This window comes from Anaeromyxobacter paludicola (assembly GCF_023169965.1).
Classification (GTDB): Bacteria; Myxococcota; Myxococcia; order Myxococcales; family Anaeromyxobacteraceae; genus Anaeromyxobacter_B; species Anaeromyxobacter_B paludicola.
On record NZ_AP025592.1, the window covers coordinates 906,443 to 930,003 of the forward strand.

Sequence of the window (23,561 nt, forward strand, 5' to 3'; positions counted from 1 at the left end):
CGCTCAGGGACCGCCAGCCGGCCGTCGCGGGGCGCCGATCTCCCCGCGCAGGAAGAGCTCCGCCGCCCGGTAGCTCGAACGGACGAGGGGCCCGCTCGCCACGTACCTGAATCCGAGCCGCTCCCCAAGGCCCTTGAAGGTCTCGAACCGCTCGGGCGTCACGAACTCCATGACCGGCAGGTGCCAGGCGGACGGGCGCAGATACTGCCCGAGCGTGAGGATCTCGACGCCGACGGCCCGCAGGTCGCGCATCGCCTCCTCCACCTCCTCCGGGGTCTCGCCGAGCCCGAGCATGATGGAGGACTTGGTGAAGATGGACGGGAACTCGCGCTTCATCCGGTCGAGCACCCCGAGCGTCTGGTCGTACCCGGCCCGGGCGTCCCGCACCACCGGCGTGAGCCGCCGCACCGTCTCGAGGTTGTTCGCGAAGACGTCGGGGCGGGCGCGCCCGATGGTCCGCACCGCCTCGGCGTCGCCGCGGAAGTCGGGCGTGAGCACCTCCACGAGCAGGCCCGGGATGGCGCGCAGGTGACGGATCGCCTCGGCGAAGTGGCCGGCGCCGCCGTCCGGCAGGTCGTCGCGATCCACGCTCGTGACGACGAGGTACTCGAGCCCGAGGCGGCCGACCATCTCGGCGAGGTGGCGCGGCTCGTCGGGATCGAGCGGCGGCGGCGCGGCCGCGGTCTTCACGTTGCAGAAGCGGCACCCGCGCGTGCAGGTGTCGCCCATGAGCATCACCGTCGCCGTGCCGCCGCCCCAGCACTCGGCGACGTTGGGGCAGTGGGCCTCCTGGCAGACCGTGTGGAGCTTCTCCCGGCCCAGGGTCTCGCTCACCGTCCGGTAGCGCTCCCCGCCCGGGACGCCCACCCGGAGCCACGGCGGCTTCTTCGCCCCCATCGGCACGCCCTCGGCGCGCATCCGGGCGACGATCTCCGCGCGATCCGAAGGCGGGACCTCGGCCGGGCCGCCGAGTACCGGGAGGCGCGTTCGGGAAGGGGTCGTCATGGTCCTCGTACCCTTACTCATTCTTCCGAAAAAAAGCCGCATGATATGCTGCGCCAGCGCTCCCCCGCGGGGGTGAACCGGAGCCGCTCCAGAGGACGCCTGCTTGACGACTGCCCAGGCCGCGCCGGCCACCCGAATCCTGATCGTGGACGACGACGCCTCCGTCCGGGACGTCATCGCGGTGCTGCTCACGGAGGAGGGCTACGCCTGCACGACCGCCTCCTCCGCCGACGAGGCGCTGGAGCGCGCGCGGGGCGGGGACTTCGAGCTCTGCATCAGCGACATGAAGATGCCCGGCAAGGGCGGCCTCTGGCTCCTGGAGCGGCTCCGGGCGGAGCACCCCTCCCTCGCGATGGTGATGCTCACCGCCTACGGCGAGACCGAGGCGGCGGTCGAGTGCCTGCGCGAGGGCGCCTCCGACTACCTGCTCAAGCCGCCCAAGCTCACCGAGCTCGTCCGCTCCATCGAGCGCGCCCTGGCCCGGCGCCGGCTCGAGCTCGCGCGCCAGCGCTACCGCAAGAGCCTGGAGACGCGGGTCCTCGAGAAGACCGCCGAGCTCTCGCACGCGCTGCGCCAGGTGGAGCAGAGCTACCAGACCACGCTCGACGCGCTGGTCGCCGCCCTCGACGCCCGGGAGCACGAGACGAGCGACCACTCCCAGCGCGTGGTCCGGTACACCCTCGCCATCGCCGACCGGCTCGGGCTGCCGCAGTCGCAGCTCCCGGACATCGCCCGGGGCGCCCTCCTGCACGACATCGGCAAGATCGGCGTCCCCGACGCCATCCTCCTCAAGCCCGGCAAGCTCACGCCCGCGGAGTGGGAGGAGATGCGCCGCCACCCGCACGTCGGCTGGACGATCCTGCGGTCGATCCCGTTCCTCGAGGCGCCGGCGGAGATCGTCCTCGCCCACCAGGAGCGGTACGACGGCCGCGGCTATCCCCGCGGCCTCTCCGGCGACGCCATCCCGCTCGGCGCGCGGATCTTCGCCATCGCCGACACGCTCGACGCGATGACGAGCGACCGCCCCTACCGGCAGCGGCAGAGCTTCGCCGCCGCCATCGCCGAGGTGGCGCGCTGCAGCGGGACGCAGTTCGACCCGCGCTGCGTCGAGGCCTTCCTCGCCATCGGCGAGGAGGAGCTGGTGGCTCTCCGCACCGCGCAGCCGCGGGTGGCCTGACCGGCCGGGCAGGGCCGGCTCAGGCCGGGGCGGCTAGCCCTTCTCCACCGCCTTGCCGGCCTTCTTCCAGCCCTCGATCCCGTCGCCGAGCACCAGCACCTTCGCGTACCCCATCTCGACCGCCCGCCGGGCGGCCTCGTGGCTCGCGCCTCAGAGCTTGTTGGCGCAGTAGAACACGAGCACGGCCCCCTTGTCGGCGGGCAGCACCGAGGCGGGGTAGTCGCTGTAGTGGACGTGCTTCGCGCCGGGGACGTGCCCCTTCGCGAAGATCTCGGGCGGGTTCGCGTCGAAGACGTAGACGCCGGGCTTGCCGACGAGCGACGCCACGCGGGCGACGTCGGCCACCTCGAACCCCTCCCCTCCCGCCGCGCGGGCGGCGAGCGGGAGGGCGAGCGGACAGGCGAGGGCGAGCATGAGCAGGAGGTTGCGCATGGGGTCGTTCTTTAGCGGGTGGGCGGCTCGCACGCCAGCCCGGAGAGCCGGGTAGCGGCTCCGCGTGCGGGCGGCCAGGGCCAAGGGCTACGGCGCGATGGGGAGCCCCTTGGCGGGCGGCGCGGCCGCCGGCTCCTGCTCGCCCCCATTCAGCGCCGCCTCGGCGAGGTGGGTGTGGATCTTCATCGAGCAGAACTTCGGCCCGCACATCGAGCAGAACTCGGCCGACTTGAAGGCCTCGTGCGGCAGGGTCTCGTCGTGCATCCGCTGGGCGGTCTCCGGGTCGAGCGAGAGCGCGAACTGCTTCTTCCAGTCGAAGGCGTAGCGGGCCCGCGAGAGCTCGTCGTCGCGGTCGCGGGCGCCCGGCCGGTGGAGCGCCACGTCGGCGGCGTGGGCGGCGATCTTGTAGGCGATGATCCCCTGGCGCACGTCGTCGATGTCCGGGAGGCCGAGGTGCTCCTTCGGGGTCACGTAGCAGAGCATGGCCGCGCCGTGCTGGGCGGCGACCGTGGCGCCGATGGCGCTCGTGATGTGGTCGTAGCCGGGCGCGACGTCGGTGACGAGGGGCCCGAGCACGTAGAACGGCGCCTCGTCGCAGAGCTCCCGCTCCTTCTGCATGTTCATGGGGATCTGGTCGAGCGGCACGTGGCCCGGCCCCTCCACCATCACCTGGACGTCGTGCTTCCAGGCCCGGCGGGTGAGCTCGCCGAGCACCTTCAGCTCCGCGAACTGGGCGGCGTCGGAGGCGTCGGCGAGGCAGCCGGGGCGCAGGCCGTCGCCCAGGCTGAAGGCCACGTCGTACCGCTTGAAGATCTCGCAGATCTCGTCGAAGTGCGTGTAGAGCGGGTTCTCGGCCTTGTGCGCGAGCATCCACTGCGCCATGAGCGCCCCGCCGCGGCTGACGATGCCGGTGATGCGGTGGGCGGCGAGCGGGATGAAGTCGGCGAGGAGCCCGGCGTGGATGGTCATGTAGTCCACGCCCTGCCGCGCCTGGGCCTCGATGATCTCGAGCAGGAGCTTCGGGGTGAGGTCCACCACGTCCTTCACGTGGGCGAGGCACTCGTAGATGGGCACCGTGCCCACCGGGATCGGGCTGGCCCGGAGGATCGCCTCCCGGATCTGCGGGATGTCGCCGCCGGTCGAGAGGTCCATCACGGTGTCGGCGCCGTACTTGATGCTGACGCGGAGCTTCTCGAGCTCGGTCGCGATGTCGCTCACCACCGCGCTGTTGCCGATGTTCGAGTTGATCTTGCAGGTCGCGGCGACCCCGATGGCCATCGGCTCCAGCTCGGGGTGGTTCACGTTGGCCGGGATGATCATCCGGCCGCGCCCGACCTCGTCGCGCACCAGCTCGGGGGCGAGGTGCTCGCGCCGGGCCACGTGGGCCATCTCCTCGGTCACCACGCCTTTTCGCGCGTAGTGCATCTGGGAGACGTTCGGCTGCCCCTTGCGCTTCGAGATCCAATCGGCGCGCATGCGCTCGACCTCCTTGGGTGTTTCGGGGACTGCGAAAACTAACGGGCGCGCGTTTTCGTGTCAACGCGCGCCCGTCGATGTGTGGACCGCCGGTCGAGCCGGCCACCGCCCGCGGCTACCGCAGCGCCCGGAAGGCGTCGCGGCCCGCGTAGCGGGCGGTCTTCCCGAGCTCCTCCTCGATGCGGAGGAGCTGGTTGTACTTGGCGACGCGGTCGGTGCGGGAGGCCGAGCCGGTCTTGATCTGCCCGCAGTCGCAGGCGACGGCGAGGTCGGCGATGGTGGTGTCCTCGGTCTCGCCGGAGCGGTGGCTCATGACGCTCGTGTAGCCGGCGCGGTGCGCCATGCGGACCGCGTCGAGCGTCTCGGTGAGCGAGCCGATCTGGTTGACCTTCACCAGGATCGAGTTGGCGATCCCCTGCTCGATCCCTTGCGAGAGCCGGGCGACGTTGGTGACGAAGAGGTCGTCGCCGACGAGCTGCAGCTTGCCGCCGAGCTTCTCGGAGAGGAGCTTCCAGGTGGCCCAGTCGTCCTCGGCGCAGCCGTCCTCGATGGAGACGATGGGGTACCGGTCCGCCAGGCCGGCGTAGTACTCCACGAGCCCCTTGCCGTCGAAGCTCTTGCCCTCGCCCTCGAGCACGTACTTGCCCTGGGCCTGGTCGTAGAACTCGCTCGCGGCGCAGTCGAGCGCGAGGGCCACCTGCCCGTCCGCGCCGGCCTTCAGGCCCGCCTGCGAGATGGCCTCGAGGATCACCTGCAGCGCCTCCTCGTTCGAGCCGAGGCTCGGGGCGTAGCCGCCCTCGTCGCCGACGCCGGTGGAGGCCCCCTTCCCCTTCAGCACCTTCTTGAGCGCGTGGAACACCTCGGCCCCGTAGCGGAGCGCCTCGGCGAAGGTCGGTGCGCCGAGCGGGACGACCATGAACTCCTGGATGTCCACGTTCGAGTCGGCGTGGGCGCCGCCGTTGAGGATGTTCATGAGCGGCACCGGGAGGGTGCGCGCGCCGGCCCCGCCGACGTAGCGGTAGAGCGGCAGCCCGTGGGCCAGGGCGGCGGCGCGGGCGGCGGCGAGCGACACGCCCAGCACCGCGTTCGCCCCCAGCTTCGACTTGGTGGGCGTGCCGTCGAGCTCGCACATCCGCGCGTCCAGCGCCGCCTGCTCGGAGGCGTCCATCCCGATGACCGTGGGGGCGATCTGGTCGATGACGTTCGCCACCGCCTTGCGGACGCCCTTGCCGAGGTAGCGCCCCTTGTCCCCGTCGCGGAGCTCGAGCGCCTCGTGCTCGCCGGTGGAGGCGCCCGACGGCACCGCGGCGCGCCCGATCTCTCCGGAGGCGATGGCCACCTCGACCTCGACGGTGGGGTTGCCGCGGGAATCGAGGATCTCTCGCGCGTGGACGTTGATGATCTCGGTCATGCCTGCCTCCGCAGTGGTGGTGAGAGGTGCGTGAACGGGGGGCAATCTGACGGCTCCACCCCGGGGTCGTCAACGAGGAAGTGGGGCCCGGGCGAGGCTTGAAGCGCCCGTCCCCGGCGGCTAGACGGCAGGCTGCCCGCGCGCGAGGAGGTGCCGGATGGCAGGGCTGCTCGAAGGCAAGGTGGCGGTGGTGACCGGCGCGGGCGGGGGCATCGGGCGGCAGCACGCGCTCGCCCTGGCCCGCGAGGGCGCCCGCGTGGTGGTCAACGACGTCGGCAGCGACCGGCACGGCGGCGGCCGGGGCGCCGAGATGGCCGACGCGGTGGTCGCGGAGATCCGGGCCGCGGGCGGCGAGGCGGCCGCGAGCTACGACTCGGTCGCCACGCGCGAGGGGGCGGACGGGATCGTCTGGACGGCGCAGTCGAAGTTCGGCGCCCTCGACGTGCTCGTGAACAACGCCGGGATCCTGCGCGACCGCACCCTCCTCAACATGAGCGAGGAGGATTTCCGGCGGGTGCTCGCGGTCCACCTCGAGGGGACCTTCTTCTGCACGCAGGCGGCGGCCCGGGCGATGAAGGTCCAGGGGCGTGGCGGCCGGATCGTGAACACCACCAGCCTCTCGGGACTGGTCGGGAACTTCGGCCAGGCGAACTACGCCGCGGCCAAGGCCGGCATCTACGCGTTGACCCGGGTCTGCGCCATCGAGCTCGAGCGGATCGGCGTGACGGTGAACGCCGTCGCCCCGGTGGCGCTCACCCGCATGACGAGCGATCTCCCCATGATGAAGGGGGTGAGCGAGGCGGAGCTGGGGCCGCAGCACGTCTCGCCGGTGGTGGTCTTCCTGGCGAGCGAGCTGGCCCGGACCGTGACCGGCCAGGTCGTGGGAGTGCAGGGCGGGAAGGTGTTCGCCTGGCGGATGGAGGCCACCGCCGGGGTGGAGCGTCCCCCGGGCGCGGGGGTCTGGACGGCGGCGGAGCTGGCGGAGGCGTGGGTCCGGATCACCGGGTGAGGCGCGCCTCGCCCCGGCGCGACCCGTGGAAGCCCGCCCCCGGCCGGTCAGGCCGAGTAGTCGATGATGACCACGCCGCGGTCGCCGCCGGGACCCTCCCGGTCGTCGTTGGAGCGGTTGGGCGAGCGGGCGGGTGGCTCCGGGACCGGCAGCTCGATCGAGGGACGCTCTTCCCGGTGCTGCTCCGGGTGGCGCCGCTTGATCTCCTCGATGATGAACGCGTCGAGCATCGCTCTCTCCGCCCCTCCGGACCCCTGGGACTGCAAACCGCGTTCCCTTCGTCTCCTCGCCCTCCGTGCGGGGCCGGCACCATGCCAGGAACCCACCTCGGCCTGCTCTAACACCCGCGGTATGGGGTGGTCAAGGCGACCAACGGCGCGGCGCGCCAGTGGTTCCATGTCACCCTCGCGTGTGAACTTATGCGACGGGCGGACGCGCGCCACCACACCTTCGTCGTGGGTCGCCTCGGACCACCGAGCGGCACCCGGGGCCCCTTCCACCCGCTCCTTCCGGCGCCCCCCGAGCGTACGGGCGCCGAGCGGGCGAGCCTACGCCCCCTCGGCCCGGGCCTTGAAGGCCGCCAGCATCCTCGGCAGGGAGACCTTCGTGAGCTCGTCCGTCAGCTTGTCCACGACCAGCTGCGGCACCAGCGCGGGCTTCGCGATCTCGACCTCGACCGTGTAGCGGGCGCGGGTACGGCCGCCCTCGTCGGAGAGCTCCCAGGAGCCGTTGGAGACCTTCATCATCTCGCCCCCGACGAGCGACCAGCTCACGCGGGTGGGCCGCACCTCCACGTGGCGCAGGGTGTAGCGGATGCGCCGGATGCCGAGGTCGATCTGGTACTCGACGTCGCGCGCCCCGGGCGCCGGCGTGACCCGGATGCCCTTCACCTGGGGCACGAACTCGGGGTAGCGCTCGTACTGCACGATGAGATCGAAGAACCGCTCGACCGGGACCTCGACCACCACCTCGCGGGACGCCGAAGAGGACATGCGCTCCTACCAGCCGTAGTTGGGCTTGTGACGGAACCGGTGCTCGGTCTCGATGTAGCGGATGGTCCCGCTCTTCGACCGCATCACCACGGAGTGGGTGCGCGCGCCCTCGCCGGTGAAGCGCACGCCCTTGAGGAAGTCGCCGTTGGTCACGCCGGTCGCGGCGAACATCACGTTGCCGCCGGCCAGCTCCTCGATGGACAGGACCTTCTCCGGCTCCCGCACGCCCATCTGCGCGGCGCGCTCCCGCTCCCGGTCGTTCCGGAAGACGAGCCGCCCCTGCATGTCGCCGCCCACGCAGCGGAGCGCGGCCGCGGCGATGACGCCCTCGGGCGCGCCGCCGATCCCCATGAGCACGTCCACGCCGGTGTCGGGGAAGCAGGTGTTGATGGCGCCCGAGACGTCGCCGTCGCCGATGAGCTTGATGCGGGCGCCGGCGGCGCGCACCTCGGCGATGAGCTTCTCGTGCCGCGGCCGGTCGAGGATCACCACCGTGAGGTCCTCGACGTACTTGTCGAGGCAGTCGGCGACGCGGCGCAGGTTCTCGGTGGGGCTCTTCGTCAGGTCCACGCAGCCGCGCGCGCCGGGCCCCACCGCGATCTTCTCCATGTAGCAGTCGGGGGCGCGCAGCAGCTTCCCCTTCTCCCCCATGGCGATGACGCTGATGGCGTTGGCGGCGCCGGTGGCGCAGAGGTTCGTCCCCTCGAGCGGATCCACCGCGATCTCGATCTCGAGGTCCCCCGGGTGGCAGCGCCCCACCCGCTCCCCGATGTAGAGCATGGGGGCCTCGTCCCGCTCCCCCTCGCCGATCACCACCTCGCCGTGGATGTGCAGGTCGTTGAACGCCTTGCGCATCGCCTCCACGGCGGCCAGGTCGGCGCCGTTGCGGTCGCCGCGGCCCATGAGCCGGGCCGAGGCCAGCGCGGCGGCCTCGGTGATTCGGGCGACTTCGAGCGCGAGGTTGCGGTCCATGGTTCGTTCCCCCGTGTCCTGATCCTAGGTGGCGACGTCCTCGCCCGGCAGGAGCCGGTCGAGCAGCGCGCGCGGCATCCGCTGCACCCGCCCGTCGAGGTCCACGCAGGCGTGGACGGTGTGCCCGGTGGCGAGCAGCTCCTCGCCCCGGAGGACTCGATAGCCGAAGCGGGCCGAGGCGCGCCGCACCTCGGTGAGGCGGACCTCCACCCGGAGGAGATCGTCGTACCGCGCCGGCGACCGGTAGCTCACCTGGGCGTCCACGACCGGGAGGGCCAGCCGGTGCAGCTCCTCGAAGTCGCGGTAGCGCAGCCCCTTCGCCCGGATGAACTCGTTCCGCCCCGCCTCGAAAAATCTCAAATAATTCGCGTAATATACGATCCCCATTTTGTCCGTATCGCCGTAGATCACGCGGAGCTCGGTCGCGACCATGGGGGCGGGGCCTAGATCGCCTCGATGCGGATGAGCCGCGTCGGCGCGACGGTGATCCCGAACCCGGCGATCTCGGCCATGGCGGCGGACATGTCCGCCTCGCGCGCGTCGTGCGTGACGATGACGAGCGGCACCGCCGCGCCCGCGGTCCCCTGCTCGCGCTGCTGGACGGCGGCGATGGAGATGTTCCGCTGCGCCAGCGTGCTCGCGACCCGCGCCAGCACGCCCGGCTCGTCCTTCACCGAGAAGCGCAGGTAGTAGCCGGCCCGCACCTCGCCGTGCGGCAGGAGCCCGACCCGGGCGTCGCCGTGCGGCAGCGGGACCCGCCCCGGGCTCGAGGCCACGACGTTGCGGGTGAGGTCGATGATGTCGGACACCACCGCGCTGCCGGTCGGCATGGCGCCCGCGCCCTGCCCGATGAGCATGGAGGGGCCGAGCGCCTCGGAGTGGAGCAGCACCGCGTTCATGGCGCCGCGCACCCCGGCGAGGAGCGAGCCGGCGGGGATGAAGGCCGGGTGCACCCGGGCCTCGACCGCGTCGGGCTGGCCGGGCGTGGAGACCCGCCGCGCGATCGCGAGGAGCTTGAGCGCGTAGCCGAACTCCTCGCCCCAGGCGAAGTCCTCCGGCGTGAGCGCCAGGATCCCCTCGGTGAGCACGTCGGCCGGCTTCACCCGCACCCCGAAGGCGAGCTGCGCCAGGACGCAGAGCTTCTGCGCGGCGTCGCCGCCGGAGACGTCGAGGGTCGGGTCGGCCTCCGCGTAGCCGAGCCGCTGCGCCTCGGCGAGCGCGGTCGAGAGCGGCTCGCCCTTCTCGGCCATGGCGGTGAGGATGTAGTTGGTGGTGCCGTTCACGATGCCGTGGAGCGCCGTGATCCGGTCCGAGGCGAGCGCCTCGCGCAGGGTGCGGATGACCGGGACGCCGCCGCAGACCGCGCCCTCGAAGTAGACGTCCACGCCCTTCTCGAGCGCGAGCTTGAAGATGTCGTCGCCGCGCGCGGCGAGCAGCGCCTTGTTGGCGGTGACGACGTGCTTGCCGCGCTCGAGCGCCCCCTGGACCAGCCGGAACGCCTGCTCCACGCCGCCCACCAGCTCCACCACCACCTCGATCGACGGATCCTCGAGCAGATCCTCGAAGCGGGTGGTCAGGAGGGCCGGGTCGAGCTCCACGGGCCGCGCCTTGTCCGGGTCGCGGATGGCGACGCGCCGCACCACGATCCGCGCGCCGAGCCGGGACTCGATGTCGCGCGCGTGGCGCTGCAGGATGGAGAGCACCCCGCCACCCACCGTGCCGAACCCGGCGATCCCGATTCCCACCTCGCGCATGGCGCTCCTCTCCTCCTTGCCGCCGGCGGCCGAAGGAGCCGCCGGGACCCATCTCTTTACCAGAACGGCGGGCGCGGCGGACCGGTCAACGACCGGCGGCCCCGCCGCGCGCCGCGGCCCGCGACCGCGCCTCGCCGAGCGCCTCGGCCGCAGCCACGCGGACGCCCTCGTCCGGATGCCCCGAGGCGACGGTGAGCAGGTACGCCTGGGCCTCCACCCCGCCGAGATCCCCGATCACCCGCGCCAGCCGCGCCGTCAGCTCGGGACCGCGCCGGAGCGAGAGCTCGATCAGCGGATCGACCGCCCGCTCGTCGCCCAGCTGCCCGAGCGCCCCGACGGCGCGCTCCACCAGCTCCGGGTCGTCGTCGCGCAGCCGCTCGATGAGCCCGGGGACGGCGGCGGCGTTCTTGCGATCGGCCAGCGCCCGGACCGCGCTGTCGCGCACCCGACGCTCCGGCGAGCGCAGGTCCGCGAGGAGGTCGCGGTCCGACTTCCGCTCCTCGAGCAGGTCGAGGGCGATCGACTGGGCGGCCCCGCCGAGCGCGCTCGCGAGCGCGCGGCGGAACGCCGGCCCGAGCCCCGCCTCGCCCGGCTCGGGCGCGCTGGCGCCGCGGGCGCGGGCGCGCAGCGCCGGCTCGTCGCCGTCGGCCGGCGACGCCTCGAGCTCCACCACCACCGCCACGCTGCCGGCCGCGCCCGGCTCCGCCGCGCTCGCGAGCACCGCCGCGCGGCCGAAGAAGGGACGCCAGTCGCGCGCCGCCTCTCCCGACGCCGGGAGCGGCTCGAACCCCGCCCCGAGCAGCGCCTGGCGCGCCGCCTCGCGGACCGCCTCCGCGCCGACGCCCACGAGCAGCAGCCGATCGCCGGCCGCGCTCTGCGACACCACGACGCGCTCCAGCCCGAGGTGAGGCGCCCGGCGGCAGCCCCCGCACAGGAGCAGCCCGAGCGCGACCACCAGGGCGGCGGGCCGAGCCACGCCCTTCAGTGCTCCCACCCAGGCATGCTGCCTACTCCGAGCGACGATCCTCTCGCTGCGGCGGGCGGCCTCGTCGGTGCGCTGCTCGGCGTAGCGCTGCTACGCCTCCGCGGCTCCCTCCTCGGGCGCCCACCTCGCTTCGGTCTCGTCGCTCTCGTCACGTCATCGTGCCTGGGTAGAAGCACTAGCCTTCTGCGCCGCCGCCCTCGCCGCCCGGGACGCCCTGCGGCGGCGCGGGGCTGGGGGCTTCTGGCGCGGGCGCGGGCTCGGGCTCGGGGCGGGAGGCGGGCTGCCCGCCCGGCTCCGGCGGCGCGCCGGGCGCCGCCGCGACGCCACCCTCTGCGACCGGCTGTCCGGCGCCGGCCGCGGCGCCCTCGCCGCGACCGCGACCCCGGCCGCCGCGCCGGCGGCGACGACGACGGCGCCGCCGTCCCTCGCCCTCGGGCCGCTCGCCACCGGGCTGGCCCGGCTGGGCGCCCTCGGCCGGAGCGGCGGGCTCCTCCCCGTCGTCCTCGTCGCCCTCGACCTCGTCCTCCTCGAGGACCGGCTCGGAGGGCTTCTCGAGCGAGAGCTCGACGATGGGCGCCTCGGGGGCCTCCGGGGCGCCGGGCTCGGCGACCGGAGCGACGACCTCCGGCGCAGGGGCGGCCTCGCCCTGGGGGCGCTCGCGCCGCTCGGGGCGCGGCTCACGCGGCTCACGGGGCTCACGGGGCTCACGGGGCTCACGAGGCTCACGCCCTTCCCGCCGATCGCGCTCCTCGCGCCGGGCTCGCCGCGCGGTCTCCTCGGCGGCGGCGGTCTCGGCCGCCGCGGTGAAGAAGCCCTCGTCCACCTCGGGGATGACGATGGGCGTGCAGCCGAGGCCGATCTCGGCGAAGGCCTCGGCCAGCGCCTCGCCGCAGAGCAGCAGCACCGGCAGCTGGCCGGCCGCGCCGGCCTCGCCCCGCGCGTCGCGCGCCGCGTCGCCCGCCGACAGCACGAGGCCGATCTGGGCGCCGTAGTGTCCGAGGTCGCGCCGCGTGTCGGTGACGTCGCGGCGGGTCACGTCGGCGCCGGCGCGCACCACGCGGACGCAGTGACGCACGTCGGCGAGCCCCATCCGCAGCCGCGCGGTGTAGACGACGTGATCGCGGCCGCGCTTCGCCACCTTGAGCTCGCGGAGCCCCTTGCGCTCGAGCAGCAGGGCGCAGACGTGCTCCACGGTCGGGCCGTCGCTCTCCCGGAGCTTGCGGCGCAGGGCGGCGAGCCCGGTCCGGCGCAGCTCCGCGGCCGACGGCGCGGCGCGGGCGGCGGCGGCCGCGACGGGCGCCGCGGGGCGCTCGCCCGGCTCGGGCTGCGCCACGAGCGAGACCTGCTCGCCCTCGAGCGCGAAGAGCGCGGTGCGGCCGCTCGACTCGCGGCGGCGGTTGTCCTCGACGAGGGCCGCCCGGAGGGCGGCGACGTCGCGCACGAAGGCGTCGGGCAGCAGCGAGCGCTCGGCGCCCTGGACCGCGATCTCGGAGAGCGGCAGCGGGCGCCCGGCGCCGGCGAGCAGCTCGTACGCCACCTCGGCCGGCGGCGGGAAGCGCCGGCGGCGCTCCTCGCCCTCCTCGCGGCGGCGGCCGCGGCCGGCCTCGCCACGCCCCACGCTCCGCGCCATGTCCTTGGACGGGACGGGGTGGCGCTCGCGCGGGCGGTACGGCAGCTCACTGTCGGGGGGCAGCTCGATCATCCCGTCGAGCCCGTGAGGGTCCTCGTCCAGGCCCCACTCGGCCAGCGCGAAGGTCCCCGGCTGCACGGCGAAGACGCGCCGGTCGGCCTTGGGGAGCTTGCAGTGCGCGATGAGCTGACCACCGAGGATCTCCTCGGGGATCTTGCCCACGTGATCGAGCAGGTTCTCTCGGATCGCGATCTCGGCGATCTTCTTGAAATGGAGCGGCTTTCCCTCGCGCCTCAGCACTTCGATGGCGGCTTCGGTAAAAGTCATCGGGCCGGCTATCTTGGTGCCCGTGCCACTCGGTGTCAACGTTGAAAGTGGGCTTTTTCACAGCAATTCTCGGTCTCGGGGATGATCCGGATCCGCATCGGCCAGAGCTGGGCCCACGACCCCTTCCTGCGGGAGGTCGCCACCGCGCGCGAGACGTCGCTCGACGAGCCGGGGCGGCTCCTCGACGCGGTCGCGATCGAGGTGGACGGGGTGGACCTGGCCGCCGGGCGCGCCGAGCGGAACGCCTTCTCCGCCGCCCGGGACCTCGTGGACGCGGCCGCGCGGCTCATGGCCGGCGAGGCGAGCGCGGAGGTCGCGTTCCCGGAGGGGGAGGCGCAGCTCCTGCTCCGGCGGCGCGGCGGGGCGGCGCTCCTGTCGGTGGTGGCCCTCTCCCCGCCGGCGCGGCTCCTGGCGCGGGACGTCGAGGTGGACCTGCGCGAGCTCGCCGCGGCGGCGGCCGAGGCGGCCGAGGCGCTGCTGGAGGCGCTCGCCGTCGCGGCGCCGGGGCTCGCCCGGGGGCCCGGGCCGGGCGCGCTGCGGCGCGCCGCGGCGCGGCTCGCCTCCGCCCGCCTCGCCCCGGGCGCCGCCCCCCCGGACGACCCCGGCGCGTCCGGCGGGCGCGAGCCCGCCCCCGCCGCGCGGCCGACCTGCGACTTCGAGCTCGAGGACCAGGAGGGGCTCGTCGGGAGCTATCGGGGCCCGGGCGCCGACCTGGGCTCCCTGCTCGCGCCGGGCCGGGTGCGGCTCGCGCTGGGAGGAGCGCCGATCGTCCTCGAGGCGCCGCCCTTCCTGGTGCTGCGCGAGCTGGCGCGGGTGGCCGCCGAGGTGCTCGACGCGGTGCGTCGGGGCGTGGGCGAGGTCCGCGCGGAGATCCCCCTCCCCGCCCGCGGCCGCTCGGTGCCGCTGGCCCTCGATCTCGCGCGGCGCACGCTCGCGGTCGGGGCCGCGCCGCCGCGGCCGGTGGACCCGCTCCGCCTCGCCGCGGCGGTCTGCGAGGGCGCCCTCGCGCTCGCCGGCGCGCTCGTGGCCCGCAACCCGCGCCAGGCGCGCAACCCGTGGCTCTACGACCTGCGCGACGCCGCGGCGGCCCAGCTCACCGTGGCCCGCGAGCTGTCGCAGGGAGACGTGGCCGGCGAGGTGCGCGGGCCCTTCGTGCCCCCCGCGCGCGCCGCCCTCGCCCCCGATCCGCTCGGGCCGGGGCGCATGAAGCGGCTCACCTTCCGGCGCGCCTGGGAGCTCGAGGTCGGCCCGCCCGCGGGCGTGGGGCTGGCGCGGCGAGGCGGGCTCGTGCTCGCCTCGGGCGAGAGCGCGACCGCGGCAGTGGAGGCCGCCTCGGGGCGCGTCGCCTGGCGCGCCCCGGGCGCCACCTGGGCCGCGCTGCTCGGGGACCTCTGGCTGGCGGTCGAGGGCGAGGCGATCTGCGCCCGGGAGCCGGAGGACGGCGCGCTGCGCTGGCGGCTCACGCTCGGCGGCGGCGCCGAGCCGGTCGTCGCGGCGGCCCGGATGGAGGCCGGGCCGGTGCTCCTGCTCACCGGCGGCTCGCTCCTCGCGCTCGACCCCGCGCGCGGCGGCGTGAGCTGGCGGCTCGAGCGGCCGGCGGCGCCGCTCGCCTCGGTCGCCGCCTTCGGCGCGCTCGCCGTGGCGGCGGGCTCCTCCGGCACGCTCTACGGCGTCGAGCGCGGCGGCCGGGTGGCGTGGCGGGTCCACGCGCCGGCCCCGCTGGTGGAGCCGCCCGGCGCCTGGGAGGGGGCGCTCGTGGCGCTCTGCCGCGGCGACCGGGACGGCTACGCGCTCGCGCTCGACCCCGCGACCGGACGGCGCCGCTTCGAGGCCCCGCTCCAGTTCTCGCCGCAGGGGGCGCCCCTGCCCGTCGCCCGGCTCCTCGCCGTCGCCGGCGCGGTGGCGGGCGACCCGGTGGTGGCGGCGGTCGATCCGGGCGGGGGCGTGGCCTGGACCACCGCGCCCGGGCTGGCCGGCGGCGCCCCCGCGCTCTCCCCCCTCGGCGACGGCCTCGTCGCGAAGGGGTCCGAGGGCGCGCTGGCGGCCCTCTCCCCCGACGGCGCCACCCGCTGGTCGGCCGGTGCCACCGCCCGCCACCCGCCCCCGGGCAACCTGCCGGCGCACGCGGCCCGCGGGCTCGTGGTCTCGGCGGCCGAGGAGGTCGCCGTCCACCGTGCGGCCGGCGGCGAGAAGGTGGGCGTCGCGCCGCTCGCGGCGCCGGTGCGGCTGCTGGTGGACGACGCCCTCGACCTCGTCGCCGCGGACGCCGCGGGAGTGGTCACCGCGGTGCGCGTGGCGACGCACCTCAGCGTCGTCTAGCGGCTAGACGCCGAGGAAGAGCCGCCGGCCGAAGTTCCGGGCCAGGCCGGCGTCGAAGATGCGCCGGGCCGCGGCGTCCACGTCGTAGGTGACCCGGTGGTAGCTGACGGTGCGCGCCTCGTCGTCCCAGACCGCGAAGCAGGCCCGGTTGTCGCCGTCGCGCGGCTGGCCCACCGAGCCGACCGAGACCAGGTACTTGCGGTCCTTGCGGAGCACGACGGGGGTCCCCGAGACGTCCTCGACCACGTCGGGCGCGCCGATCGCGAAGGACTTGCAGAGGTGCGAGTGGCCGATGAAGGTCACCGCGGGCAGCCAGTCGAGGTGCGGCAGGAGCTCGCGGGCCTGCTCCAGCGCGAACAGGTAGGCGTACTCCGGGGGGTCGATGGGGGAGCCGTGGCAGAACCCCGCCTCGCCGATCCGGTGCGCGTACGGCAGGCCGCGCAGCCAGTTCACGTCCTCCGGGTCGAGCTGCTCGAGGGTCCAGTCCAGGGCCCGCCGCGCCGCCTCGTAGTAGAAGCGGTAGTCCATCCGGCCGGACACGGCGGCGTCGTGGTTCCCGAGCAGGGTGACCTCGGCCGTCTCGCGGACGATGCGGCAGCACTCGCGCGGGCTCGCCCCGTAGCCGATCACGTCGCCCAGGCAGACGACCCGATCCACGCGCACCAGCTTGAGGCGCGACACCACCCGCTCGAGCGCCTCGAGGTTGGCGTGGACGTCGCTCAGGATGGCGATGCGCATCGCGCCCGGTCAGCTCCCCGCGGGGAAGAGGTCGAGCTCGAGATCGTCGAAGTGCGACAGCTGCTTGAACTCGGCGTAGCGGACGCGGATCTCGTCGGGGGTGAGGGAGCGCAGCCGGTCCAGGCTGAACTGCTCGACGGCGAAGCTCGCCACCACCCCGCCGAGGACGATGGCCCGGCGCATCACCGCCGGCTCGAGCTTCCCGGTGCGGGCGAGGTAGCCCATGAAGCCGCCGGCGAAGCTGTCGCCGGCGCCGGTCGGGTCGAAGAGGGCCGGCAGCGGGTAGGCCGACGCGGCGAAGACCTGCTCGCCCGAGAAGAAGAGAGCGCCGTACTCGCCGCGCTTCACCACCAGGGCGCGCGGGCCGTAGGTGAGGATGGCGCGCGCCGCCTTCACGATGTTGTGCTCGCCGGCGAGCTGCCGCGCCTCCGCGTCGTTGACGAAGAGCAGGTCCACCCGCTTGAGCGTCTTGAGGAGGCTCTCGCGCTTGGAGGTGATCCAGAAGTTCATCGTGTCGCACGCCACCAGGCGCGGGCTCCTTACCTGGTCGAGCACCGTCCGCTGCAGGTCGGGGTCGATGTTGGCGAGGAAGACGAACTCCGAGTCGCGGTAGCCGTCCGGCAGCACCGGGTTGAAGTCGGCGAAGACGTTGAGGTGCGTCTCGAGGGTGTGCGCGTTGTTGAGGTCGAAGTCGTAGCGCCCCTTCCAGCGGAAGGTGCGGCCGGCGCGCCGGGTCAGGCCGGTCACGTCCACGCCGCGCTCGGCCAGGAAGGCCACCTCCGCCTCGGGGAAGTCGTCGCCCACCACGGCGACGAGCCGCACCGGGCCGAAGAAGCTCGCGGCGGCGGAGAAGTAGGTGGCCGATCCGCCCAGCACCTCCGGGCGGTGACCGAAGGGGGTCTCGACCGAGTCGAAGGCCACCGAGCCGACCACGAGCAGCGACATCCAGCCTCCCTGGCGGGCGGCGGCCCGCGCGACCGGCGCTTCTAGCCCACGCCGGGCGGTGGGTCAATTCGCCGGGATCACGGACCGGCCGGCGCGCGGCGCCGGGGATCGCCCGGCCCGCCCTCGGCGGCGAGCTGGCCGCAGGCGGCGCCGATGTCCCGCCCGCGGTTCTTGCGGACCACCACCGTCACGCCCCGCCGGATGAGCAGGTGGCGGAAGGCCTCGACCCGCTCGGTGGCCGGCGCGCGGAAGCCCAGCCCGGGGTTCTCGTTGTAGGGGATGAGGTTCACCTTCGACGGGATGCCGCGCAGGAGCCTGGCGAGCCGCTCCGCGTCCTCGTCGGCGTCGTTCACCCCGGCGAGCAGCACGTACTCGAAGGTGATGAGCTTGCCGCGCGGGAGCGGCACCTCCCGGCAGGCCGCCAGCAGCTCGGCGATGGGCCAGCGCCGGTTGATGGGCATGAGGAGGTCGCGCTGCGCGTCGGTGGTGGCGTTGAGCGAGACCGCGAGCTTCACCTCGGTCTCCTGGGCGAGCTGGCGCAGCACGGGCACGAGCCCGGAGGTGGAGACCGTCACGTGCCGGTGCGAGAAGTCGGGGCCGTCGGGCGAGAGGAGCAGGTCGAGGGCCGCCTTGAGGGAGCGGTAGTTGGCGAGCGGCTCCCCCATGCCCATGAAGACGAGGTTGGTGAGCGGCCGCGGCGCCGGGGTCAACCCGAGCTCCACCAGGCGCCGGTTGGCCCGGTGCACCTGGTCGGTGATCTCCCCCGGGCCGAGGTTGCGGGCGAGCCCCATGGTGCCGGTGAGGCAGAAGGTGCAGCCGACGGCGCAGCCCACCTGCGAGCTGACGCAGAGGGTCTTGCGATCCTCCTCCGGCATGTAGACCGACTCGACGAACTGGCCGTCGTGGGTGCGCCACTTCCACTTGATGGTGCCGTCCTGCGAGCGGTGCTCCTCGGCGAGCGAGAGGGTGAGGAGCGCCGTCCGGCGCGCGAGCTCCTCGCGGAAGGCGCGGGGGAGGTCGGTCATCTCCTCGAGGGAGGCGGCGCCCCGGTAGTGCAGCCAGCGGAAGAGCTGCCGGGCGCGGAACGGCTTCTCGCGCAGCGAAGCCACCAGCGCCTCGAGGGACGCGAGCGGCAGGGAGCGCAGGTCCACCGGCTCGCCGGCGATGGGGAGGGCCGCGCTCACCGGGCCGCCTCCCGCCGCGGCTCCTGCGCCGCCCCGGGGCCTCGCGGCTCGACGCCCGGCCGGCGCGCGATCTCCACCCGCGCCACCCGCCGCTCGTCGCCGGCGCGGACGGTGAAGGTGAGGCCGTCCCAGGTGACGAGCGCGCCGACCGGCGGCACGCGGCCGGCGGTGGCGGTCACGAAGCCGCCGAGGGTCTCGTAGTCGCCCTCCTCCGGGAACCGGATCTCGCGGGGGTCGCCCTCCCCCTCCTGCGCGTTCAGGTACTCCTCGAGCTCGCGCAGCGGGATGCCTGCGTCGGCGAGGTAGACGCCCACGCCGAGCGCCTTCACCGGGGCCTGCTCCACGTCGCCCTCGTCCTGGATCTCGCCGACGATCTCCTCGATCACGTCTTCGAGGGTGGCGATGCCGCTCGTGCCGCCGAACTCGTCCACCACCACCGCGAGGTGCATCTTGCGCTTCTGCATCTCCTTCAGGAGCCGGGAGATCTTCATCTGCTCGGGGACGAAGAACGCCGGCTTGAGGTGGCGCGTCAGCGGCACCGCCCGCGGCCTCCCGGCCGGCGGCGGCTCGCGCAGCTCGCGCACGATGTCGCGAACCAGCAGGATGCCGATCACGTTGTCCACCGAGCCCTCGTAGACCGGCATGCGGCTGTACGGGTTCTCCGTCACGATCCGCAGGATCTCCTCGGGGGGCGCGTCCTTGTCGATGGCCACCATGCGCGTGCGCGGGACCATGACCTCCTTCACCACCCGGTCGGCGAACTCGAGCACGCTGTTGAGGAGCTCCTCCTTGACCTCGTCGAGCACGCCCTCCCGCGTGCCCATCTCGATGAGGTACTCGATCTCCTCGCTGGTGACGGCGGGGGTCGGGGTGTGCCCGCCGCCGAAGGCGCCGACGACGAGGCCGGTGAGCCGCACGAGCCCGGTCGAGAGCGGCCAGAGCGCCCAGTACATGGCCTGCACCAGCGGGATGGCCGCGAGCGCGATCTTGACCGGGTGGCGCTTGGCGAGCGTCTTCGGGATGATCTCGCCGAAGAAGAGGATCACGCTGGTGGTGACGCCGGTGGCGATGGCGAGCGCGGTCCCGGTGTCCCCGCCCCCCGCCGCCTGCGAGGCGATGCGGCCGGCCAGCGCGCCCGCGCCGATGTTGGCGAGGGTGTTCCCGATGAGCAGGGAGGAGAGCACGCGCTCGGGGTGCCGCACCCAGATGGCGAGCAGCGCGGCGCGCCGCCCCCCCGAGTCGAGGAGCTGCCGGGCGCGCGCGTCGCCGAGGGCGGTGAGCGCGGTCTCCGCCCCCGAGCAGAGGGCGGAGGCGACCAGGAAGGCGGCCGCCATCACCCATTCCCATGTGTCCACGAACTGCAAGCCGTCCGGAGCCTTTCTCGCTCTCGCGAAATTGTAACCGCGAAACGACACGGCGGCCCTCCCGGGCAGGCGCCCGAGAGAACCGCCGTGAGTTCAACAGGTTGCCTGCGCTACTTCTTCCAGGCGTACCCGTGCTGCTCGATGGTGCGGAAGAAGTAGGCCACCTCGACGGCGGCGTTCTCCAGGCTGTCCGAGCCGTGGACGGTGTTCTTCTCGATGTCGGTCGCGAAGTCGCGGCGGATGGTGCCCTCGGCCGCCTTCTTCGGATCGGTCGCGCCCATGATCTCGCGGTTGGCGAGGACGGCGTTCTCGCCCTCGAGGACCATGAGGACCACCGGGCCGCTGGTCATGAACTTCACGAGGTCGTTGAAGAACGGCCGCGCCTTGTGGACCGCGTAGAAGCCCTCGGCCTCGGCCTGGGAGAGCTGCGCCATCCGGACGGCGACCGGCTTCAGCCCCTTCGACTCGAAGCGGGCGATGATCTGGCCGATGACGCCCTTCTCGACGCCGTCCGGCTTGATGATGGAAAGGGTGCGCTCGACTGCCATGTGCTGTGTTCTCCCTCGTTAGCGTCTGCGTGGTTTACCGCTTGGCCGCCTTCTTGACGGCCTTTCCGCCCCGCTGCGTGGGCGGCGCGCCGCGAGGCGCCCCGCCCGACTTCCTCTGCGCCGGCGCCCGGCCCGGCGCCGGGCGGCGCTCCGCCGCCGGCTTGGCCTTCACCCGGCCCTTGCGGCGCGACAGCGCGTCCTTCATGGCCTGCCCGAGCAGGTGCGGCCCCTCGCAGACCACGATCCCGGCCTCGCGCATGGCCTCCAGCTTCGCCTGCGCGGTGTCGGCCCCGCCCGAGATCACGGCGCCGGCGTGCCCCATCCGCTTGCCCGGGGGGGCGGTGCGCCCGGCGATGAAGCCGACCACCGGCTTCGTCATGTTCTTCTTCACCCACTCGGCGCCGAGCGTCTCCTCCGAGCCGCCGATCTCGCCGATCATGATGACGGACTCGGTCTCCGGGTCGGCCTCGAAGCGGGACAGGCAGTCGATGAAGTCGGTGCCGTGGATCGGATCGCCGCCGATGCCCACCGCGGTGGACTGCCCCATCCCGAGCCGGGAGATCTGATCGACCGCCTCGTAGGTCAGCGTGCCGGACCGGGAGACGATCCCGACCCGGCCCGGCCGGTGGATGTGGCCCGGCATGATGCCGATCTTGCACTGGCCCGGGGTGATCACGCCGGGGCAGTTCGGCCCGATGAGCCGCACGCCGGGGCGGTCGGCGAGGTACCGGCGCACCTTCACCATGTCGAGGATGGGGATCCCCTCGGTGATGGCGACCACCAGGGTCACGCCCGCCTCGGCCGCCTCGATGATGGCGTCGGCGGCGAACGGCGGCGGGACGAAGATCACCGAGGCGTTGGCCCCGGTGTCGCGCACCGCCTGCTCCACGGTGTGGAAGATGGGGACCACGTTGGCGAAGCGGGTGCCGCCGCGCCCCGGGGTCACGCCGGCCACCACGCGCGTGCCGTACTCGAGCATCTGCTCGGCGTGGAAGCTGCCGGCGGAGCCGGTGATGCCCTGGACGACGACCCGGGTGTTCCTGTCTACGAAGATGCTCATGGCGGGGTCCTCGCGGCTCAGGCGGCGCGGGCGGCGGCGACCGCCTTGCGCGCGGCGTCGCCGAGGTCGTCGGCCGGGGTGATCTCGAGGTCGCTGTGGGCCAGGATCTCCTTGCCGAGCTCCACGTTGGTCCCCTCGAGCCGGACCACGAGCGGGATGGAGAGGCCGACCTGCCGCGCGGCGGTGACGATCCCGTTCGCGATCACGTCGCACTTCATGATGCCGCCGAAGATGTTCACCAGCACCGCCTTCACGTGCGGATCCGAGAGCAGGATCTTGAAGGCCGCGGTGACCTTGTCCTCGTCGGCGCCGCCCCCCACGTCGAGGAAGTTGGCCGGCCGGCCGCCCGACAGCTGGATGATGTCCATCGTCGCCATCGCCAGCCCGGCGCCGTTCACCATGCAGCCGATGTCGCCGTCGAGGGCGATGTACGAGAGGTCGTACTCCTTGGCCTGCGACTCCTTCGGATCCTCCTCGTCCGGATCGCGCATGGCGGCGATGTCCGGGTGCCGGAAGAGCGCGTTGTCGTCGAAGTTCATCTTGGCGTCGAGCGCCAGGACCTCGCCGCCCACGGTGACCACGAGCGGGTTGATCTCGGCGAGCGAGGCGTCGGTCGCCATGTAGGCGTTGTAGAGGCCGCTCGAGAAGCGGACGAAGGCGTTCACGGTGTCGCCCGTGAGGCCGAGGCCATAGGCGAGCTGGCGGGCCTGGAACGGCACGAGCCCGAGGAGCGGGTCCACCGCGACCTTGAGGATCTTCTCCGGGTGGTGCGCCGCCACCGCCTCGATGTCCTCGCCGCCCTCCGACGAGGCCATCACCGTCACCCGCCCGGACTCGCGGTCGAGCGTCATGCCGAGGTACAGCTCGCGGGCGATCCGGCAGCCCTCCTCGATGTAGACCTTCCGGACCAGCTGCCCGCCGGGCGCGGTCTGAGGGGTCTTGAGCTTCATGCCGAGCATGGCCTCGGCGTGCGAGCGGGCCTCCTCCGGGGAGCGGGCGAGCCGGACGCCGCCGCCCTTGCCGCGGCCGCCGGCGTGGATCTGGGCCTTCACGGCGACGATGCCGCCGCCGAGCTGGCGGGCCGCGCCCTCGGACTCGAACGGGGTGACGGCCACGTACCCGCGGGGCACGGCCACTCCGTACTTCCGAAGGATCTCCTTGGCCTGGTATTCGTGGATCTTCACTGTGCGCCGTCCTGGGCCCGATGAGAATAGACGTGGGGGCCGGCACCATAGCAGGCGCCGGCCCCCGCACCCATAACGTTCTGCTAGAGCTTGGTCTCGGCGACCGACTTCTTCACGCTCTCCACCGACTTGGCGAGCATGGCCCGCTCCTCGTCGTTGAGATCCACCTCCAGGACGCGCTCCACGCCGCCGGCGCCGATCACCACCGGGACGCCCACGAAGAGCCCCTTCACCCCGTACTGCCCCTCGAGCAGCGCCGAGCAGGGCAGCACCCGCTTCTTGTCGCGCAGGAAGCTCTCGGCCATGGCGATGGCCGAGGCGGCCGGCGCGTAGAAGGCCGAGCCGGTCCCGAGCAGCGCCACGATGTCGCCGCCGCCCTTGCGGGTGCGCTCCACGATGGCGTCGAGCTTCGCCTTGTCGAGCAGCTTGGTGAGCGGGACGCCGTTGACCGAGGAGTAGCGGAGCAGCGGCACCATGTCGTCGCCGTGGCCGCCCATCACGAGCGCCGTCACGTCCTGCGGCGACACGCCGGCGGCCTCGCCCACGAAGTACTGGAAGCGGGCCGAGTCGAGCACGCCGGCCATGCCGACCACCCGGTTCTTCGGGAAGCCGGTGACCTTGTACATGGCGTAGACCATCGAATCGAGCGGGTTGGTGATCACGATCACGAACGCGCTCGGGGCGTACTGCTTGATGCCCTGCGCCACCTTGGTGATGGCGTCGAGGTTCACCTTGAGCAGGTCCTCGCGGCTCATGCCCGGCTTGCGGGGCACGCCGGCGGTGACGATGCAGACGTCGGCGCCCTGGATCACCGAGTAGTCGGTGGTCCCGCCGCCGGTCAGGCTCACGTCGAACGACTGGATCCCGCGGGTCTCCTGCAGATCGAGCGCCTTGCCCTTGGCGACGCCCTCCATGATGTCCACCAGGACCACGTCGCCGAGCTCCTTCTGCGCGGCGAGGAGCGCGAGCGTGCCGCCGATCTGTCCGGCGCCGATGAGCGCGATCTTCCTTCTGGCCATTGTCGATCCCTCCGTTTGATCCAGCGGCCG

The 23,561-nt window shown here is 73.6% G+C and carries 22 protein-coding genes; 3 read left to right on the top strand and 19 right to left on the bottom strand.

The features are described 5' to 3' along the window. Positions 1–3: 3 nt before the first annotated feature. Complete coding sequence (lipA, locus tag AMPC_RS04205; protein WP_404800664.1) at positions 4–897, bottom strand: lipoyl synthase; 894 nt, start codon at positions 895–897, stop codon at positions 4–6. A gap of 211 nt (positions 898–1,108) precedes the next feature. Here lipA and AMPC_RS04210 point away from each other — a divergent pair, with 211 nt between their 5' ends. After that, positions 1,109–2,182, top strand: coding sequence for an HD domain-containing phosphohydrolase (locus AMPC_RS04210; protein ID WP_248344580.1), 1,074 nt, complete (start codon positions 1,109–1,111; stop codon positions 2,180–2,182). A gap of 150 nt (positions 2,183–2,332) precedes the next feature. Here the strand turns inward: AMPC_RS04210 and AMPC_RS04215 are convergent, their stop codons facing one another. The 3 genes from AMPC_RS04215 to eno form a co-directional block, all read right to left on the bottom strand. Further along, positions 2,333–2,614, bottom strand: coding sequence for a rhodanese-like domain-containing protein (locus AMPC_RS04215; RefSeq protein WP_248344582.1), 282 nt, complete (start codon positions 2,612–2,614; stop codon positions 2,333–2,335). A gap of 87 nt (positions 2,615–2,701) precedes the next feature. Further along, positions 2,702–4,090: a phosphomethylpyrimidine synthase ThiC gene (gene thiC / locus AMPC_RS04220; protein WP_248344584.1), complete on the bottom strand. Its 1,389-nt coding sequence runs from the start codon at positions 4,088–4,090 to the stop codon at positions 2,702–2,704. A 115-nt stretch (positions 4,091–4,205) separates the two neighbouring features. Continuing rightward, positions 4,206–5,501 carry a phosphopyruvate hydratase gene (gene eno / locus AMPC_RS04225; protein WP_248344586.1) on the bottom strand — a complete coding sequence of 432 codons (1,296 nt, stop codon included), beginning with the start codon at positions 5,499–5,501 and terminating at the stop codon, positions 4,206–4,208. Between the two features lie 157 nt (positions 5,502–5,658). On the opposite strand from eno, the gene AMPC_RS04230 reads away from it, so the two are divergent. Then, positions 5,659–6,510 (top strand): SDR family NAD(P)-dependent oxidoreductase, encoded by an 852-nt coding sequence (locus tag AMPC_RS04230; protein WP_248344587.1) that lies wholly within the window; start codon positions 5,659–5,661, stop codon positions 6,508–6,510. Between the two features lie 47 nt (positions 6,511–6,557). Here AMPC_RS04230 and AMPC_RS04235 read toward each other — a convergent pair whose 3' ends face one another. The 7 genes from AMPC_RS04235 to AMPC_RS04265 all read right to left on the bottom strand — a co-directional run bounded on the left by AMPC_RS04235 (position 6,558) and on the right by AMPC_RS04265 (position 13,170). After that, positions 6,558–6,740: a hypothetical protein gene (locus tag AMPC_RS04235; RefSeq protein ID WP_248344590.1), complete on the bottom strand. Its 183-nt coding sequence runs from the start codon at positions 6,738–6,740 to the stop codon at positions 6,558–6,560. A 318-nt stretch (positions 6,741–7,058) separates the two neighbouring features. Then, positions 7,059–7,502: a type II toxin-antitoxin system RatA family toxin gene (locus AMPC_RS04240; RefSeq protein ID WP_248344592.1), complete on the bottom strand. Its 444-nt coding sequence runs from the start codon at positions 7,500–7,502 to the stop codon at positions 7,059–7,061. A gap of 6 nt (positions 7,503–7,508) precedes the next feature. After that, the gene (gene glpX, locus AMPC_RS04245) at positions 7,509–8,474 is read right to left on the bottom strand and encodes a class II fructose-bisphosphatase (RefSeq protein WP_248344594.1); all 966 of its coding nucleotides are present in this window, start codon (positions 8,472–8,474) and stop codon (positions 7,509–7,511) included. Between the two features lie 24 nt (positions 8,475–8,498). Continuing rightward, a complete protein-coding gene (locus AMPC_RS04250) occupies positions 8,499–8,906 on the bottom strand; it encodes an acyl-CoA thioesterase (protein ID WP_248344597.1) in 408 nt (135 codons plus the stop codon). An 11-nt stretch (positions 8,907–8,917) separates the two neighbouring features. Further along, positions 8,918–10,228, bottom strand: a complete 1,311-nt coding sequence (locus tag AMPC_RS04255; RefSeq protein WP_248344598.1) for a homoserine dehydrogenase — start codon at positions 10,226–10,228, stop codon at positions 8,918–8,920. An 85-nt stretch (positions 10,229–10,313) separates the two neighbouring features. Then, a complete protein-coding gene (locus AMPC_RS04260) occupies positions 10,314–11,204 on the bottom strand; it encodes a HEAT repeat domain-containing protein (protein WP_248344601.1) in 891 nt (296 codons plus the stop codon). Positions 11,205–11,388: 184 nt separating this feature from the next. Beyond that, positions 11,389–13,170 (bottom strand): HTH domain-containing protein, encoded by a 1,782-nt coding sequence (locus AMPC_RS04265; protein ID WP_248344604.1) that lies wholly within the window; start codon positions 13,168–13,170, stop codon positions 11,389–11,391. Positions 13,171–13,251: 81 nt separating this feature from the next. Here AMPC_RS04265 and AMPC_RS04270 point away from each other — a divergent pair, with 81 nt between their 5' ends. Next, positions 13,252–15,489 carry an outer membrane protein assembly factor BamB family protein gene (locus AMPC_RS04270; RefSeq protein ID WP_248344606.1) on the top strand — a complete coding sequence of 746 codons (2,238 nt, stop codon included), beginning with the start codon at positions 13,252–13,254 and terminating at the stop codon, positions 15,487–15,489. Between the two features lie 3 nt (positions 15,490–15,492). Here AMPC_RS04270 and AMPC_RS04275 read toward each other — a convergent pair whose 3' ends face one another. From AMPC_RS04275 to mdh, 8 genes are all read right to left on the bottom strand, one after another. Beyond that, positions 15,493–16,227, bottom strand: coding sequence for a metallophosphoesterase family protein (locus tag AMPC_RS04275; RefSeq protein WP_248344607.1), 735 nt, complete (start codon positions 16,225–16,227; stop codon positions 15,493–15,495). Positions 16,228–16,236: 9 nt separating this feature from the next. Continuing rightward, entirely contained in the window at positions 16,237–17,172 is a 936-nt protein-coding gene (locus AMPC_RS04280; RefSeq protein WP_248344608.1) for a PfkB family carbohydrate kinase, read from the bottom strand. Between the two features lie 77 nt (positions 17,173–17,249). Beyond that, a complete protein-coding gene (gene rlmN / locus AMPC_RS04285; protein ID WP_248346398.1) occupies positions 17,250–18,338 on the bottom strand; it encodes a 23S rRNA (adenine(2503)-C(2))-methyltransferase RlmN in 1,089 nt (362 codons plus the stop codon). 14 nt (positions 18,339–18,352) lie between these two features. Beyond that, positions 18,353–19,690, bottom strand: a complete 1,338-nt coding sequence (locus tag AMPC_RS04290; RefSeq protein ID WP_248344609.1) for a hemolysin family protein — start codon at positions 19,688–19,690, stop codon at positions 18,353–18,355. 140 nt (positions 19,691–19,830) lie between these two features. Further along, a complete protein-coding gene (gene ndk / locus AMPC_RS04295; protein WP_248344610.1) occupies positions 19,831–20,268 on the bottom strand; it encodes a nucleoside-diphosphate kinase in 438 nt (145 codons plus the stop codon). Positions 20,269–20,302: 34 nt separating this feature from the next. After that, positions 20,303–21,328, bottom strand: coding sequence for a succinate--CoA ligase subunit alpha (sucD, locus tag AMPC_RS04300; RefSeq protein ID WP_248344611.1), 1,026 nt, complete (start codon positions 21,326–21,328; stop codon positions 20,303–20,305). 17 nt (positions 21,329–21,345) lie between these two features. After that, positions 21,346–22,512: an ADP-forming succinate--CoA ligase subunit beta gene (sucC, locus tag AMPC_RS04305; RefSeq protein WP_248344612.1), complete on the bottom strand. Its 1,167-nt coding sequence runs from the start codon at positions 22,510–22,512 to the stop codon at positions 21,346–21,348. An 83-nt stretch (positions 22,513–22,595) separates the two neighbouring features. Next, complete coding sequence (gene mdh, locus AMPC_RS04310; protein ID WP_248344614.1) at positions 22,596–23,531, bottom strand: malate dehydrogenase; 936 nt, start codon at positions 23,529–23,531, stop codon at positions 22,596–22,598. Positions 23,532–23,561: the final 30 nt, after the last annotated feature.

Excerpts from the sequence above, each read along its gene's own strand:
- mdh (WP_248344614.1), bottom strand. The coding sequence starts at position 23,531 with ATGGCCAGAAGGAAGATCGCGCTCATCGGCGCCGGACAGATCGGCGGC.
- lipA (WP_404800664.1), bottom strand. The coding sequence starts at position 897 with ATGGGGGCGAAGAAGCCGCCGTGGCTCCGGGTGGGCGTCCCGGGCGGG.
- AMPC_RS04250 (WP_248344597.1), bottom strand. The coding sequence starts at position 8,906 with ATGGTCGCGACCGAGCTCCGCGTGATCTACGGCGATACGGACAAAATG.
- AMPC_RS04290 (WP_248344609.1), bottom strand. The coding sequence starts at position 19,690 with ATGGCGGCCGCCTTCCTGGTCGCCTCCGCCCTCTGCTCGGGGGCGGAG.
- AMPC_RS04255 (WP_248344598.1), bottom strand. The coding sequence starts at position 10,228 with ATGCGCGAGGTGGGAATCGGGATCGCCGGGTTCGGCACGGTGGGTGGC.
- AMPC_RS04240 (WP_248344592.1), bottom strand. The coding sequence starts at position 7,502 with ATGTCCTCTTCGGCGTCCCGCGAGGTGGTGGTCGAGGTCCCGGTCGAG.
- AMPC_RS04265 (WP_248344604.1), bottom strand. The coding sequence starts at position 13,170 with ATGACTTTTACCGAAGCCGCCATCGAAGTGCTGAGGCGCGAGGGAAAG.
- AMPC_RS04230 (WP_248344587.1), top strand. The coding sequence starts at position 5,659 with ATGGCAGGGCTGCTCGAAGGCAAGGTGGCGGTGGTGACCGGCGCGGGC.
- eno (WP_248344586.1), bottom strand. The coding sequence starts at position 5,501 with ATGACCGAGATCATCAACGTCCACGCGCGAGAGATCCTCGATTCCCGC.
- AMPC_RS04275 (WP_248344607.1), bottom strand. The coding sequence starts at position 16,227 with ATGCGCATCGCCATCCTGAGCGACGTCCACGCCAACCTCGAGGCGCTC.
- AMPC_RS04270 (WP_248344606.1), top strand. The coding sequence starts at position 13,252 with ATGATCCGGATCCGCATCGGCCAGAGCTGGGCCCACGACCCCTTCCTG.
- AMPC_RS04280 (WP_248344608.1), bottom strand. The coding sequence starts at position 17,172 with ATGTCGCTGCTCGTGGTCGGCTCGGTGGCCTTCGACTCGGTCGAGACC.
- AMPC_RS04235 (WP_248344590.1), bottom strand. The coding sequence starts at position 6,740 with ATGCTCGACGCGTTCATCATCGAGGAGATCAAGCGGCGCCACCCGGAG.
- AMPC_RS04215 (WP_248344582.1), bottom strand. The coding sequence starts at position 2,614 with ATGCGCAACCTCCTGCTCATGCTCGCCCTCGCCTGTCCGCTCGCCCTC.
- sucD (WP_248344611.1), bottom strand. The coding sequence starts at position 21,328 with ATGAGCATCTTCGTAGACAGGAACACCCGGGTCGTCGTCCAGGGCATC.
- ndk (WP_248344610.1), bottom strand. The coding sequence starts at position 20,268 with ATGGCAGTCGAGCGCACCCTTTCCATCATCAAGCCGGACGGCGTCGAG.
- glpX (WP_248344594.1), bottom strand. The coding sequence starts at position 8,474 with ATGGACCGCAACCTCGCGCTCGAAGTCGCCCGAATCACCGAGGCCGCC.
- thiC (WP_248344584.1), bottom strand. The coding sequence starts at position 4,090 with ATGCGCGCCGATTGGATCTCGAAGCGCAAGGGGCAGCCGAACGTCTCC.